Source organism: Stenotrophomonas sp. YJH_SMC_33, from assembly GCF_059372295.1.
This window is the reverse complement of sequence record NZ_JCAFVJ010000004.1, coordinates 138,842-154,203: the sequence shown is the minus strand read 5'-3', so window position 1 is coordinate 154,203 and position 15,362 is coordinate 138,842. Positions and strand designations below refer to the sequence as shown.

Annotated in this window: 11 protein-coding genes; 9 read left to right on the top strand and 2 right to left on the bottom strand. The window is 66.6% G+C overall.

All coding sequences use genetic code 11. The features are described 5' to 3' along the window. Positions 1 to 129: 129 nt before the first annotated feature. Positions 130 to 1,563 (top strand): OprO/OprP family phosphate-selective porin, encoded by a 1,434-nt coding sequence (locus AC5P9W_RS09025; RefSeq protein WP_197575026.1) that lies wholly within the window; start codon positions 130 to 132, stop codon positions 1,561 to 1,563. Between the two features lie 25 nt (positions 1,564 to 1,588). Here the strand turns inward: AC5P9W_RS09025 and AC5P9W_RS09020 are convergent, their stop codons facing one another. After that, positions 1,589 to 2,836 (bottom strand): arsenic transporter, encoded by a 1,248-nt coding sequence (locus AC5P9W_RS09020; RefSeq protein WP_188249889.1) that lies wholly within the window; start codon positions 2,834 to 2,836, stop codon positions 1,589 to 1,591. A gap of 294 nt (positions 2,837 to 3,130) precedes the next feature. On the opposite strand from AC5P9W_RS09020, the gene AC5P9W_RS09015 reads away from it, so the two are divergent. Continuing rightward, positions 3,131 to 4,312, top strand: a complete 1,182-nt coding sequence (locus AC5P9W_RS09015) for a serine hydrolase domain-containing protein (protein ID WP_188249963.1) — start codon at positions 3,131 to 3,133, stop codon at positions 4,310 to 4,312. Between the two features lie 106 nt (positions 4,313 to 4,418). Next, positions 4,419 to 4,631: a hypothetical protein gene (locus AC5P9W_RS09010; protein ID WP_010485683.1), complete on the top strand. Its 213-nt coding sequence runs from the start codon at positions 4,419 to 4,421 to the stop codon at positions 4,629 to 4,631. A 96-nt stretch (positions 4,632 to 4,727) separates the two neighbouring features. On the opposite strand, the gene AC5P9W_RS09005 is transcribed toward AC5P9W_RS09010, so the two are convergent. Continuing rightward, positions 4,728 to 5,288, bottom strand: coding sequence for a fasciclin domain-containing protein (locus AC5P9W_RS09005; RefSeq protein ID WP_111101944.1), 561 nt, complete (start codon positions 5,286 to 5,288; stop codon positions 4,728 to 4,730). A gap of 421 nt (positions 5,289 to 5,709) precedes the next feature. Here AC5P9W_RS09005 and AC5P9W_RS09000 point away from each other — a divergent pair, with 421 nt between their 5' ends. From AC5P9W_RS09000 to xylA, 6 genes are all read left to right on the top strand, one after another. Beyond that, positions 5,710 to 8,838, top strand: a complete 3,129-nt coding sequence (locus tag AC5P9W_RS09000; RefSeq protein WP_031269491.1) for a TonB-dependent receptor — start codon at positions 5,710 to 5,712, stop codon at positions 8,836 to 8,838. Between the two features lie 129 nt (positions 8,839 to 8,967). Further along, the gene (locus tag AC5P9W_RS08995; protein ID WP_188249891.1) at positions 8,968 to 9,726 is read left to right on the top strand and encodes a SapC family protein; all 759 of its coding nucleotides are present in this window, start codon (positions 8,968 to 8,970) and stop codon (positions 9,724 to 9,726) included. 3 nt (positions 9,727 to 9,729) lie between these two features. Next, on the top strand, positions 9,730 to 10,752 hold the full coding sequence (locus AC5P9W_RS08990; protein ID WP_111101946.1) for a cupin-like domain-containing protein: 1,023 nt from the start codon (positions 9,730 to 9,732) through the stop codon (positions 10,750 to 10,752). Positions 10,753 to 10,766: 14 nt separating this feature from the next. Further along, positions 10,767 to 12,296 carry a tryptophan halogenase family protein gene (locus AC5P9W_RS08985; RefSeq protein WP_111098458.1) on the top strand — a complete coding sequence of 510 codons (1,530 nt, stop codon included), beginning with the start codon at positions 10,767 to 10,769 and terminating at the stop codon, positions 12,294 to 12,296. 165 nt (positions 12,297 to 12,461) lie between these two features. Beyond that, positions 12,462 to 13,955 (top strand): xylulokinase, encoded by a 1,494-nt coding sequence (gene xylB, locus AC5P9W_RS08980; protein ID WP_495219085.1) that lies wholly within the window; start codon positions 12,462 to 12,464, stop codon positions 13,953 to 13,955. Positions 13,956 to 13,998: 43 nt separating this feature from the next. Continuing rightward, entirely contained in the window at positions 13,999 to 15,333 is a 1,335-nt protein-coding gene (gene xylA, locus AC5P9W_RS08975; protein WP_495219083.1) for a xylose isomerase, read from the top strand. Positions 15,334 to 15,362 lie beyond the last annotated feature (29 nt).

Below are 15,362 nucleotides of genomic sequence, written 5' to 3'. Positions count from 1 at the left end.
CCGCGCTGAGCCGGCCCGCCGCGCCGCCGGACCGATCCGGCGGCGTGCGCTTCCTCCCCCGATCTTCCCCCGCACCACCGCAACAGGCCAGCGCCGGGCCAGGGGGCCGGCTGGCCGGAGAGAGAGCCCATGAACCCTTCCACCGTGCTGCCGCTGGCAGCGCTGCCGGTCGCGCTCGGCCTGCTGTTGGCCAGTGGCCATGCCGACGCACAGTCCCCGTCCTCGCTGCCCGCGCCGCTGAGCCAGGCTGAGCTGTCACGCCTGGTGCAGCAGCAGGCACTGCAGATCCAGCAGTTGGAGGCGCGCCTGCGTGCCGTGGAGGGCGGGCAGGGCAGTGCGGGCGCACCGTCAACGCCGCCCCCGCCTGCGCTGGAAACGCGGGTGGCCGCACTGGAAACCAGCCAGTCCAGACTGCCGAAGGTCTCCTGGGCCAAGGGTGCGCCGGAGTTCAGCAGTGCCGATGGCGCCGTGGCGTTCCGTCCGCGCGGACGCCTGTTCGTCGACGCATCCAGCACCGACGGATCCTCAGTGAGTGACCGCAATATCTCCGGTACCGAGATCCGCTCGGTGCGGCTGGGCGCCGAAGGCCGCTACGGTATCCTCGGCTGGGCGGTGGAAGGTGACTTCGCCGACAACGCGGTGGCGTGGAAGTCGGTCTACGCCACCGTGGACCACCGCCTGTTCGGGCTGCCGGCCGACCTGACCGTGGGCAACCGCCTCAACGACCGGGGTATCGACGGCTCCAGCAGCACGTCCAACACGCCGTTCCAGGACCGCAACGTGGTCGGCACGCTGATGCTGCCGCAGCGCGGCCTGTTCGGTGTCGGGCTCACCGAGCGGGTGTATGGAAAGGGCTGGCATGCCAGCCTGTCGGTAGCCGGCAACGACCTCAACAACGCCGGCACCGACAACGACAGCCAGACCTGGGCCACCCGCGTCCACTGGAATCCGCTGGACACTGCCGACGCCACGGTGCATCTGGGCGCATGGGCCTTCCACGAGAAGATTCCCACCGGGGCCACCGGCGTGGTGCGCAGTTCGGCCATCGCGGGGCATTTCAACGATCTGGTCAGGATCACACCGGGCACGCTGGTGGGCGCCGAGCGCAGCACCGCCTACGGTGCGGAACTGGCCGGCTTTCTCGGCCCAGCGTGGGCAACCGGCGAGTGGGGTACGCGAAGCCTGCGCGGGGCCGATGCCGGCGGGCGCTATGATCGCGACCACGAGGCGTGGGCGATCTCCGCTGGCTGGTTCCTGGCGGGCGCGCTGCCGTCCTACTCGGGCAAGGCCGGCACGTGGGGCAAGGTAAAGGTGGCCGATCCGGTGACGCGCGGCGGCAGTGGCGCGTGGGAGCTGAAGGGCCGCTATGAGGACGTGGACTATGCCGAACTGCCCAGTGGTGGTACCGGCCACGCGTGGACACTGGGCGCGAACTGGTACCTCAACGATTTCAGCCGGGTGATGTTCGAAGCCGTGCGCTGGCAGACCCGCCACCGCAGCGGCAGTGCTGCGGGCAGGGATGAAGGCACCACCTTCAATACCCGTCTGCAGTTGGCCTTCTAGGGCCGGGCCGCCGCCTGCATTCTGGTCACAGCAGCAACAACGCAGCGATGAGTGCAGGCGGCATCACCAGCGCGCCGACGCGCAGGAAGTCGAGCGCGCTGACATGCTCGCCCTCGCGGCGCAGCGCCACCAGCCACAGCATCGTCGCCAGCGAACCGGTGACCGACAGGTTGGGTCCCAGATCCACGCCGACCAGCAATGCGGCACGGGTCTGCGCGGGCAGGTCGGCCATCTGGCCCAGCGAACCGGCGGCCAGGCCGACCGGCAGATTGTTGGCTACGTTGCTCAGCAGCGCGGCCGCGCCACCGGCCAGCCAGCTGGCCTGGCGGGGAGATGCCTGCGCCACGGCCTGCAGTGCGCTGGCCGCGCTCTGGATGACACCGGTCTGTGCCACCGCTTCCACCAGCACGAACAGTCCCGCCACCAGCGGCAGCACGCCCCAGGACACGTGGCGCAGCAGTGGCAGCGGGCTGCGCCGCTGGCGGATCGCCACCACCGCCACACTCAGCGTGCCCGCGCAGAACGTGGTCAGGCCCAATGGCCCGTTCAAGGCGGACGTGACCAGCAACACGGTGCCGGTGAACAGCACGCCCAGTGCGCTCAGCCGGCCGCCGTCGGTCAACGGGCGATGTGCCGGCGCGGCAACCAGCGGCTGGGCGATCTCGCGCCGGTGCACCCAGCGCAGGACCAGGTAGGTGGCACCGATCGCCGCTGCCGACGGCAGCGCGAACTGCGCCAGCCACTGCAGCAGCGGCGGCATGTGCTGGCCGTACACCACCAGGTTGGCCGGATTGGAAATGGGCAGCACGAAGCTGGCCGCATTGGCAATGAATGCACAGACGAACAGGTAGGGCAGGGGATTGGCGCGCGCCGCCTTGCAGGCGGCGTAGACCGCCGGGGTCAACACCACGGCCGTTGCATCGTTGGACAGGAACACCGTCACCAGCGTGCCGACCAGGAATACCAGGTCGAACAGGCGTCGCCCCGATCCGCCCGCATGCCGGACCGCGTACAACGCCACCCAATCGAACAGGCCTTCGCGCCGCGCCAGTTCGGCCAGCATCATCATGCCGACCAGGAAGAGGTAGACGTCGCGGCCTTCGGTCACCGCGCCCCATGCGGTGTGCAGCGACACCGCGCCCAGCAACGGCAACAGGGCGGCAGCGCCCAACGCCCACACATATTCGGGGATGCGGAAAGGACGGAAGAGCAGGCCGATGGTGGCAACGGCGACCGCTGCCCAGATCACGAGGGGGGCTTGGGGGGCGAGCATGGAGTGGGGCTTCAGCGGCACCTTCAGCGACCCCGGCGCAGGGGGGCCTGGCGCGCGCGATCAGCGGATGGGCGGCCGCTGCAATCATCGCAGGTTCCGGGGTCGCCGCATCATACCGTGCGGCGCGGCATGGCGACCGCTGCAGTCGACCGCGCTGCAGGTGGGCCGGGGCGGCGCCAGCCCACCTTCAGCACTCAAGCACGGCATGACTTCAGGCACTGCAGTGTGACTACACATGTAGGCAAGCTGCACACACACTCATTGGACGAGATTGCGATGCCAAGATCCTGCTGGTTGTCCTGCGCCCTGGCCCTGGTGTTCGGCATCGCCGGGCCCACCCAAGCGGCGACGCGTGCCGAAGCCCTTGCCGCGATCGAGCGCAACGCGCGCGCCGCGCATTCCGATGCGGTCCTGGTGATGCACGACCGGGAGACGCTGCTTGAGCTGAAGCCCGCCGCCGGGCAGGAATCCGTTCACCTGATGTCGGCCACCAAGTCGGTCGTCGCGCTGGCCATTGCGTTGCTGCTGGACGAAGGAAAGCTGGCTTCGATCGATACGCCGGTCAGCCAGATCTATCCCGAATGGAAGCAGGGCAGGAAGCGCGCCATTACCGTGCGCATGCTGCTGGACCATACCTCGGGCCTGCAGAACGTGGCGAACGCGGGCGAAGAGCTGGAAGGGGCCCCGGACCTGGTCAGGCTGGCACTGGCCGCCGAGCTGAGCGATGCCCCGGGTGCCGTGTTCTCCTACAACAACAAGGCCACCAACCTGCTGCCCGGTATTGTCGAGCGCCTGGCAGGCGAGCCGCTGGATGCCTATCTGGACGCGCGCCTGTTCAAGCCCCTGGGCATTGCCCACTACACCTGGATGAAGGATGAGGCAGGCACCCCGCTGGGCATGGCCGGGCTGTCCCTGCGCGCGGCCGATCTTGCCGCCATCGGGCAACTGTTGCTGGACGGAGGCGTGGCGCCGGATGGCAAACGTCTCCTGAGTGAGCAGTCGGTCGCGTTGATGACGACCGAAAGCGCCCGTGCGCCAGATGTTGGGCTGCTGTGGTGGCGGATACCGGCCTGGGAACGCTACCAGCTCAAGCCCCGGCTACGGGATCTGCTGGTGAAAAGGGGCGTGGACGACGACGTACAGCGCGCACTGCAGGCCAGCGCAGGGCGAGTATTCGAAAGCCGCAGCACGCTGGTCGCCTTCCTCGCCGATCAACTGGGCGCGGACTGGTCCCAGCGCTACGGCAGCCAGATCTCCGCGCGAGGGCTGAAGCTTGCCGATCTCTACGACATCACACGGGGGCCGGTCGTCGGCTTTGCCGCCAACGGCTACCTGGGCCAATACCTGATGATCGTTCCGGAACAGCGTGTCGTCGCAGTGCGCCTGATCCACCGGCGCGAGAGTCACAACGCTCCACAGGACGACTATCCCTCCTTCTTCGCCGATGTCCTGCAGTTGGCGCGGACACTGCAATAGGCCCTGTCGTCATCATGTCCACACGCGCTGAACATCTTCCTGGAGCGTTCTTCACTGGCATGCCGCCTAAAGTGGGATGACATCTTGGCCGCACACGTACTGAAGCATGTTTGATTATCAGGACTGGACCTTCCACGCCAATGGCCGAACGGTAGTGGCGCGGGTAGCGCTGGACGGTGAAGGTGGCGGCACCATCAACCGCTACCAGCTGGTGCCGGGACCGGCACAGTCGGGGTTGTGCATCAAGGTCGCCTCCCAGGACGAGGCCGCGCAGAAACTGGAGGCCGAAGTGACGAAGCTGCTGGGACCGGTGTGGTAGCCACTACGCCATGCCGGCCGCGCATCCGCATGTTGACGGCGGCATGACCGGCCCGGGCAACGGGCATCGCGCCGGATGCCCGTTGCATGAGGACGCCTACTTGGGCATCAGCACGGTGTCGACCACGTGGATGACGCCGTTGGACTGGCTGACATCTGCAGTGCTGATGCCTGCCTTGCCACCCTTTGCGTCGATGATCCAGAGCTTGCCATCGTGGAGCGCCACGGTGAGAGGCTCACCCTGCACGGTCTTGAGGGTGGCCTTGCCGCCGTGCTTGCGGGCATCGGCCAGAAGCTGCGCCGAACTGTAGCTGCCCGGGACGACGTGGTAGGTCAGGATCCGGGTCAACTGTGCCTTGTTTTCCGGCTTCACCAGCGTATCGACAGTGCCTGCAGGCAATTTGTCGAAGGCCGCATTGGTGGGCGCGAAAACAGTGAAGGGCCCGGCGCCGTTGAGGGTGTCGACCAGGCCGGCTGCTTTGACCGCTGCAACGAGGGTGGTGTGATCCTTGGAATTGACGGCGTTCTCGACGATGGTCCTGGTGGGGTACATCTCTGCCCCGCCCACGATGACGGCGTTGGCGGCGAAAACTGAGGAGCCGGACGAAACGAGTAGGGCGAAGCCGACTGCGGCGGCGATGCGCTGAAGAGCGTTCACGGTGCGTTCCTTTCTGGATGACCCGCAAGTGCGGGCATCCTTCCTACGTCGGGTGCGCCTGACCGGATGCAGCAGCAGCCGGGTCATGAGCTGTGCCGCGCGCTGCTGGTTTGCTGCGCTGCATGGTGACAAGCGCGAACCGGGGTGATTACTCTCCGCTGCAACGCGATGGTAGCGCTACCAGTCGGACGGGGATCCAAGGTCCAGGGGCTGCCTTCTTTGCCGCGTGTTTGTCCTGGCAGGCTTGAAAAGCAAGTGTAAGTCGCGGTGTGCCCGAGCACCCGTGCTGTTCGGTTTGGAATGCGGGCCACGCCCGTGCGTGCCCCTGGGAGGGGGCGGTACATCCATTCGATCGTATGTCAGAGGGGACTTTCATGAGCACTTGCAGTTTCCGCGGCACCCTGGCCCCGAGGTCCGGCTCATGAGCCGCGCATTGGCGAAGTTCCGGTCCCGGGCCATGTTCACCTTCGTGGGTGGCGCCCTGGTCATCAATCCTGCCTTTGCGCAGGACGCAGCACCGGCGACCGGGCAGCAGCCGCAGAGCCAGTCGCAGCCCACCCAGCTCGATGCAGTGCAGGTCACGGGCATACGCAACAGCCTGAGCCAGGCCATGGACATCAAGCGCGACTCGGCGGGCGTGGTCGACGCCATCAGCGCCGAGGACATCGGCAAGTTCCCCGATACCAATCTTGCCGAATCGTTGCAGCGCATCACCGGCATCTCCATCGAGCGCCGTGACGGCGAGGGTGCGCAGGTGACCGCGCGTGGCTTCGGCCCCCAGTTCAACATGGTCACGCTCAACGGTCGGCAGATGCCGGGTGCCGATGCATTCGGTGCCTCTGGACAGGTCGCCATCGGCGGTGTCGACGGCGGCACCCGCGCCTTCAATTTCGCGCAGCTGGCCGCCGAGGCCATCAATGGCATCGAGGTCTACAAGACCAGCCAGGCACAGGTGCCCAGCGGTGGCATCGGCGCGACGATCAATATCCTGACCTCGCGCCCGCTCGATCACGCCGGCATCGTGGCCAACGCCGGGGCGAAGCTGGTCTCCGACCAGAGCCAGCCGTTCGATAATGACCTGACACCGGAGCTGTCGGGCATCTTCAGCTACAGCAATCCGGAAAAGACCTTTGGCGTCAGCCTCAGCGCGAGCCAGCAGAAGCGCAAGGGTGGCTCGGTGCAGGCCACGGAGAACTACTGGAACGTGCAGCCGTGGACAGGGTCGATGCCGGGCAACCCGACCGTGGTCAATGCCCCGGCCGTCGGCCAGCTTTACGCGCGGCCCAACGACCTGCGCTACGCGTTCTCCGAATTCGAACGCGAACGCGTCAACGGCCAGGCCGTGCTGCAGTTCGCACCGACGGACAGCCTGACCCTGACCGTGGATTACACCTACTCGACCAACGAAATCACCGAGAATCGTGGTGAGCAGGGCATGTGGCTGCAGAACAGCAACTACACCAACGTCGAGTTCGACACCAGTGGCGCCGTCGCGACGCCGGTCTACATCCGTGAAATCGCCGGCACCAAGGATTTCGGCCTGGAACAGCAGCGCAGCATGCAGGAGTACAAGCTGGGCTCGCTGGGCTTCAACGCCGTCTGGAATGTCAGCGACCGCTTCAAGCTCAGCTTCGATGCGCACAACTCGAAGAACGAGAGCCGCCCGAATGATCCGCTGACCGGCGGTGGTTCGATCTTCATGAGCATCGCCGGCACCAACAACTGCACCCGTGGCCCGCATTGTGGCGGCTCCTGGGTGCAGGAATTGAACTTCAACAATGGCCTGCCGGTTGGCACCCAGGTCTGGTATCCCAGCACCGCCGATGCGGTCGCCGGGACCAATGGCGTGGTCAACCCGGGCTTCCAGGAAGGCGAGGTTGGCACGCAGGTGCTGCGCGTCAACGCGCAGACCCAGATCAGCGAGATCAAGCAGGCGCGCGTCGATGGCGAATGGAACTTCGACCACGGCCGCTTCCAGTTCGGCGTGGACACCAACAAGTCCACCACCCACCGCATCCAGGCCGCCGAGGCCTACTCCACCCTGGGTGACTGGGGCGTGGCCAACGTGGACCGGGATACCGCCGCGGGCCTGATGGACCTGCTGCAGCCGGTCAGCATCGTGGGCCTGTTCGACGACTACAGTGCCAACAGCTGGCCGGCCTGGCGCGGCAATGCCGGACAGCTCGCGCAATGGGCATCGGGCGAGTACGGCGTCGGCCTGGGCGTGAACCCGCAACGCGCGGCCGACAACTTCGTGGAAGAGAAGACCAAGGCGGCGTACTTCCAGGTGGAACTGGACGGGGAGCTGGGCGGCATGCGCACCAACACCCGCCTGGGCGTGCGCTATGAAACCACCGACGTGGTGTCGACCTCGGTCATTGCCGTTCCCGAATCCATCGAGTGGCAGGCCAACAACGATTTCCGCATCGTGCTGTCCGATGAGCAGCAGCCCTTCACGGAGAAGGCGCGGTACAGCTACATCCTGCCCAACCTTGATTTCAGCATCGACCTCACCGAGGAGCTGAAGGGACGCGTTTCGTTCGGCAAGAGCATCGCCCGCGCGCCGTACGGCAATCTCTATGCGGGACCCGGGGCCCAGCAGCCGTTCGGCTCGGTGCTGATCGATCCCTCCTCGCGCGCCAGCGGCAATTCCCAGAACCCGAGCCTGAAGCCGCTGGAATCGGACAACCTCGACCTGGGGCTGGAGTGGTACTTCGCCGATGCCAGCTATGTGTCATTGACCTACTGGAACAAGTCGGTCAGCAACTTCATCGGCAACACCGTCGTCCAGGAAAGCCTGTACGGCCTCACCGACCCCACCTCCGGGCCGGATGCACGGGCGGCGTTGGACTTCCTGACCAGCGGCGCCTGCGTCGCCCAGGTCGGGCCGGCCAATGCGGCCGCCTGCTCGGCCAACGACACCTCGCTGTTCACCGCACTGGCGTTGCTGCGCAACAATCCTGCTGGCCTGGGCGCCTACAACGGAACCGATGCGCAGGTTCTGGCTACCGAAGCGGCCTACGATCTGTATGGGCAGGCCAACGATCCGCTGTACCAGTTCAACGTCAATCGCCCGATCAACCAGAACAAGTCCAAGTTGCACGGCTGGGAGCTGGGCGGGCAGTACTTCTTCGGTGACACCGGGTTCGGCGTACTGGCCAACTACACGGTGGTGAAAGGTGATGTCGGCTACAACAACGGCGGCGATCCGGGTATCGACCAATTCTCGCTCACCGGCCTGAGCGACACCGCCAACGCCATGCTGATGTACGAGAAGTACGGATGGTCGGTGCGACTGGCATGGAACTGGCGCGATCAGTACCTGATCCTGGCCAACCAGGGCTCCAGCCGCAATCCGTACTATGTGGAGCCGTACGAGCAGTGGGATCTCAGCGTCAACTACGCGCTCGATGACCACTGGTCCTTCAGCCTGGAGGCGATCAACCTGACCGGTGAGGATGTGCGGTGGCGCTCGCGCACGTCGCAGATGATCGTCAAGCTGGCAGACCAGAGCCCGCGCTACATGCTGGGCGTCCGCTACAAGTTCTGAACCTGGTTGCCGATGCGTCCGGCACGGCACCGCTGCCCGCCAGCGGTGCCGTGCCGGGACGGTGTCGCCGCACCTGTCGCGCCTGCGCTACCCTGCCGGCCAGCAACCCGCATTGGACTGGATACCCTGATGGCCCGCTACGAAATGCTCAACAACATCGCGCATCGGGACCTGACGGTCGCCACCGGATTCGGGCCGCAGTTCGGCGATGCGGTGGGCATGGTGCCGGCCTATCCCAGCGAGTTCGCTGAACTGCAGCGTGAGTATCCGATCTTCCTGCGCAGGGAAACCGGGTCAGAAGCGTGGCAGTCCGTGGCCCTGCTGGGTTTCGAACAACACGAGAACCTGTTCCTGCAGGACGGGCGCTGGAATGCCTCCTACCTGCCTGGTGCGGCCGCCAAAGGGCCGTTCCTGATCGGGTTCCAGGAGCACTACGTGGATGGCCTGCTCACCCAGGATGCGGTGATGCACGTGGACCTGGACCATCCGCGCGTCACCGCCGGCGCCGGTGAGCCGGTGTTCCTGCCGCAGGGCGGCAACACGCCCTACCTGGACCACATCGCCGGCGTGCTGCGCGGCATCCACGAGGGCAGCGCGTACGCGGCCGCAATGTTCGCGATGCTCGACGACTGCGGGCTCATCCAGCCGGTCACGCTTGATGTGCAGCTCGCGTCGCATCACCGGGTGAGCGTGAGCGGATTGCACGGCGTCGACCGCGAGCGCCTGGCGGCGCTGGACAGTTCGCGCCTGGCTGCGTTGAACCGCGCAGGTTACCTGGAAGGTGCGTACCTGATGCTAGCCTCGCTGCATAACATGCGCCGCCTGATCGCCGAGAAGCAGCGCCGCCTCCGCGTCCAGGACGGCACCGCGCAGGCGGTCAGGAACTGACCGGTGCACGCCAGCCTGCCGATGCGGATCCTGGAAGGCATCGATCCTGCCGCGTTGCCATTGGCTGACCTGGTGGACGCCGGTGAGCCGGTCGTACTGCGCGGCATCGCCAGCGGTTGGCCACTGGTCCAGGCCGGACTGGGCGGCGTGCACGACGCGATGGTGTACCTGTGCAGCGTCGATGCGGGTGCGCCCATCCAGTACTCGTTCGGCGGTCCCGAGATCGCGGGCCGCCCGTTCTACAGCGCGGACTTCACCCGGCTGAACTTCGAAGTGCGGCGTGGCGGTCTGGCCCAGGTGCTGGAAGAGATCGCCACGACGCTGCATGCGCCTCGGCCGCCAACCTATTACGTGGCCTCGCTGCCGATCGAGCGTGCACTGCTGCCGGCATTCGCGCAGGCCAACGACGCCGGGCTGGCGAAGCAGGGCATCGACGCCACCGCCAGCATCTGGATCGGCAACCGGGTGACGGCCTCGTGCCATTTCGACACACCCGACAACCTCGCCTGCTGCGCGGTGGGGCAGCGCGAGTTCACGCTGTTCCCGCCCGCCCAGATCGACAACCTCTATCCGGGCCCGCTCGATCCCACGCCGGGCGGACAGGTGGTCAGCGTGGTGGACTTCGAGCGCCCCGACTTCGATCGGCATCCACGTTTCCGCGAGGCACTGGCACATGCACGCAGCGCGGTACTTGGACCCGGCGATGCGATCTTCATTCCCAGCATGTGGTGGCACCATGTACGCAGCCTGGAGCCGTTCAACGTGCTGGTGAACTACTGGTGGCGAAGCTCGCCGGCCTGGCTGGGGTCGCCGCTGGCGGCGCTGCAGCACGCGATGTGGTCCGTGCGCGACCTGCCAGCGCGTGAGAAGCAGGCCTGGGAAGGGCTCTTCCGTTACTACGTATTCGGCCCCGGCGAGCGCGCGGGGCAGCACCTGCCTGACCCCGCGCGCGGAGATCTGGCACCGTTCGACGAGCAGCGCGCCCGCCGCATGCGCGCGATGCTGCTGGGCAGGCTCAACCGTTGAGAGAGGGCACCGCGTTGGATACCGAGAGCACGCCTGCAGGGCGCATCCGCAAGGTGGTCATTGCCGGTGGCGGTACAGCGGGATGGCTGGCCGGCTGCGCGCTGGCGCATCAGTTCCGTGACCAGCTGCAGATCACGCTGGTCGAGTCCGAGCAGATCGGCACGGTCGGCGTCGGTGAGTCCACCGTGCCGCCGATCCGCACCTTTCATCGCTTCCTGCAGATTGACGAGCAGGAGTTCCTGCGCGCGGTGGCCGGCACCTTCAAGCTGTCGATCTCGTTCGAGAACTGGCGGCTGCCGGGGGATCGCTTCTTCCATCCGTTCGGCACCATCGGCCATGGCACCTGGGCGGCTCCCTTCCATCACTTCTGGCTGGACAGCCTGCGCCGCGGCATGCCCTCGGACCTGGGCGACTTCTGCCTGGAGAGCATCGCGTCGCGCGGCGACCGCTTCTCGCTGCACACCCAGCCGCAGGCCAGCTATGCGTATCACTTCGATGCCAGCCTGTATGCGCGGTTCCTGCGCCGCAGGGCCGAGGCCAACGGCCTGCGCCGGATCGAAGGCAGGATCGCCCAGGTCAGGCAGCACGCGCACGACGGCTCGGTTCAGGCGCTGGTACTGGACGACGGCCAGGTGATCGAGGGCGATCTGTTCATCGACTGCACGGGGTTCCGTGGCCTGCTGATCGAGCAGGCGCTGGGCACCGGCTACGAGGACTGGCACGAATGGCTTCCGTGCGACCGGGCCGTGGCGGTGCAGACCGAAGCGGTGGCGCCGCCGGTGCCCTATACCCGGGCGATCGCCCACGAGGCGGGGTGGCGCTGGCACATCGCGCTGCAGCACCGCGTTGGCTGTGGGCTGGTGTATGACAGCCGCCATCTGTCTGATGACGAGGCCGCCGCGAAACTGCTGCGCGATGCAGGGGCTCCACCTTTGCGCGACCCATGGAACGTGCCGTTCCGCAGCGGGCGCCGGCTGAAGGCCTGGAACAGCAACGTGGTGTCGCTCGGGCTGGCCAGCGGTTTCATCGAACCGCTGGAGTCGACCAGCATCCATCTGACGATCAGCGCGGTGGTGCGCCTGATCCAGTTGTTCCCGTTCGACGGCATCCGTGCGTCGCTGGTGCAGTTGTACAACGATGTCAGCCGCCAGGAAATGGAGCACGTGCGCGACTTCATCATCCTGCACTATCACGCAACGCAGCGCACCGAACCGATGTGGAAGGCGTGTCGCGAGATGAGCGTGCCCGGATCGCTGCAGCAGCGGTTGCAGGCGTGGCGCGAGCGTGCGCACGCCTGGCAGGACCCCGGCGAGCTGTTCCGCATCGAGTCCTGGACCAGCGTGCTGCTCGGGCAGGGCATTCCGCCAGGCCCGCCGCATCCGCTGGCGCGGGCGGTGAGTGACGCCGATCTGCGCACCCTGTTGAAGGGCATCCAACAGCCCGTGCATCACGCCGCGGCGCGGATGCCGACCCAGGCGGAGTTCATCGCGCAGTACTGCAGGTCCGGCGTTGACGTGTGGCGTTCGACGGCAGCAAACGCATAGCAGGGTTTTGCGTTGCAGCACGCTTTTTCTGCTGCAGCTGGTTACAGTGCGGGAACACCGCAGGCGATGACGCATGCGGTGGCAACGAGGGGGCCGGACAGCACGCCCCCTTTTTGAGTCCACGGAATGTTAGCGCTACCTTTTTGTTGATCGGAGGCGGTTTCGATGGGTCTGGTTGCAGGGATCGATGCAGGGACGCAGAGCCTGAAGGTGCTGGTCTACGACCCGCAGGCGCAAGCGGTGGCCGCCGTCACCAGCGCGCCGCTCACGCTGGACAGCGGTGCCGACGGCAGCCGTGAACAGGCGCCTCCCGACTGGGTGTCGGCCCTGCGCGACTGCTTTGCCAGGATCGACCCCTCGCTGCGCGCTCGCATCGTCGCACTGGCGGTATCGGGGCAGCAGCATGGGTTCGTGCCGGTTGATGATGCTGGCGAGGTACTGGCGCCGGCCAAGCTGTGGTGCGACACCAGCACCTCGGCCGAATGCATCCAGATCATGGACGCCGTGGGCGGATTCCAACGGACCATCGCGCTGGCGGGCAACCCGATCCTGGCCGGCTACACAGCGTCCAAGCTGCCCTGGACCCGGATCCACCGTGCCGACGCCTATGCGCGGCTGGCGACCATCCTGCTGCCACACGACTACCTGAATTTCGTGTTGACCGGGCAGCGGTTCTGCGAGCTTGGCGATGCGTCCGGAACCGGCTGGCTGGACGTGCGCACACGCACCTGGTCGCAGGAACTGCTGCGCGCCACCGATCCTGATCGTGATCTTGCCGCCTGCCTGCCGCCGATCGCCGCACCCGACGCCCTGTTTGATATCGCGCCGAAGGCCGCGGCCGCGCTCGGGCTTGCAGCGGCGGTGAAGGTGGCCGTTGGCGGCGGCGACAACATGATGGCCGCGATCGGCACTGGCTGCGTCACCGAAGGCCGCCTGGCGATGAGCCTGGGAACGTCTGGAACGCTGTTTGCCTATTCCAGCGCGCCGGTGATCGACGCGAACGGCGCCTGGGCCGCGTTCTGCTCGTCCACGGGAGGATGGCTGCCGCTGATCTGCACCATGAACTGCACCGTGGCGACCGAACAGGTGGCCCGTGCCTTCGGCTTCAGCACTCGCGACGGCGATGCGCACCTGCGCGCGACGCCACCGGGAGCAGGCGGGCTGGTGATGCTGCCCTTCCTCAATGGCGAGCGTACGCCGGACCTGCCGCTCGGCAAGGGTGTGCTGGCCGGCCTGGACACCGCCAACTTCACTCCGGCGCACCTCTACCGCGCCGCCATGGAGGGCGCGACCTACAGCCTGAGGTACGGCTACGACGCCTTCGTCCGCGCGGGCATGCAGTTTGATCGCATCGTGCTCACCGGCGGTGGCAGCAACAGCGCTGCCTGGCGTCAACTGGTGGCCGATGTGTTCGGCCTGCCCGTGGAGGTCCCGGTGCAGGCCGAAGGCGCGGCGTTTGGAGCGGCGCTACAGGCGCTGTGGTCGCTCGGCAGGGCGCAGGGCAACGCCACTTCGATCAGCGACATCACCGCACGGCACGTCACCGTCGATCCCACGCTCTCCGCGCGCCCGGATCCGGACCGCAGCGATGCCTATGCACGGGCCTACGCACGCTTCCTCAGTCATCTTGATGCCATCACGCCGCTGCAGCGCGGCTGATGGCTCCTCCACGCCACCCCGTACAACGACAGGAGCACGCACCATGAGCACGCAGCCCTTCATCGGCGCCAAGGAATACTTCCCCGGCATCGGCCGCATTCCGTTCGAGGGCAAGGGCTCGGACAATCCGCTTGCCTTCAAGGTCTACGATGCAAACCGGGTCATCGGTGGCAAGACCATGCAGGAGCATCTGCGCTTTGCCGTGTGCTACTGGCATACCTTCTGCAATGCCGGGCACGATCCGTTCGGCCCGGGTACCCGGCAGTTCCCGTGGGAGGCGGGCTCGCCGCTGGCCACGGCCGAAGCAAAGGTGGACGCGGCGTTCGAGTTCTTCATCAAGCTGGGCGTGCCGTACTGGTGCTTCCACGATATCGACCTGGCGCCGGATGCCGATGATATCGGCCAGTACCAGAAGAACCTCACGCACATGGTGGGCCTGGCCAAGGCGCGCCAGGAGGCCACCGGCGTCAAGCTGCTGTGGGGCACGGCGAACCTGTTCTCGCACCCGCGCTACATGAACGGTGCATCGACCAATCCCGATTTCGCCGTGGTGGCCCGCGCCGCGGTGCAGGTCAAGGCCGCCCTGGAGGCCACGGTCGAACTCGGTGGCGAGCACTACGTGTTCTGGGGCGGGCGCGAGGGCTATGCGTCGCTGGCCAATACGCAGATGAAGCGCGAGATCGAGCACTTCGCACGCTTCCTGACCATGGCCCGCGACTATGGCCGCAGCATCGGCCTGAAGGGCAACTTCCTGATCGAGCCCAAGCCGATGGAGCCGATGAAGCACCAGTACGACTTCGACAGTGCCACGGTGGTGGGCTTCCTGAAGGAACACGGGCTGGACAAGGACTTCAAGCTCAACATCGAGGCCAACCACGCCACGTTGTCCGGCCATACCTTCGAGCACGACCTGCAGGTCGCGTCCGATCATGGCCTGCTCGGCAGCATCGATGCCAACCGCGGCAACGCGCAGAACGGCTGGGACACCGACCAGTTCCCCAGCGATCTGTACGACACCGTGGGCGCGATGCTGGTCGTGCTGCGCCAGGGTGGGCTGGAGGGCGGGTTGAACTTCGATGCGAAGGTGCGCCGTGAGTCGACCGACCTGGAGGATCTGTTCATTGCCCACATTGGTGGCATGGACGCGTTCGCACGCGGCCTGGAGGTTGCCCATGCACTGCTGACCGAGTCTCCCTGGGAGCAATGGCGCAAGGAGCGCTACGCAAGTTTCGACAGTGGCGCCGGCCAGGAGTTCGAGCGTGGCACGCTCAGCCTGCCGGACCTGGCGGCACTGGCCGCCCGCCTCGGCGAACCGCGCCAGGCCAGCGGCAAGCAGGAGCGTTACGAAAACCTGCTCAACCAGTACCTGCTGCGCTGAGCGCGGCAACGGCGCACTCAAGGGGACGG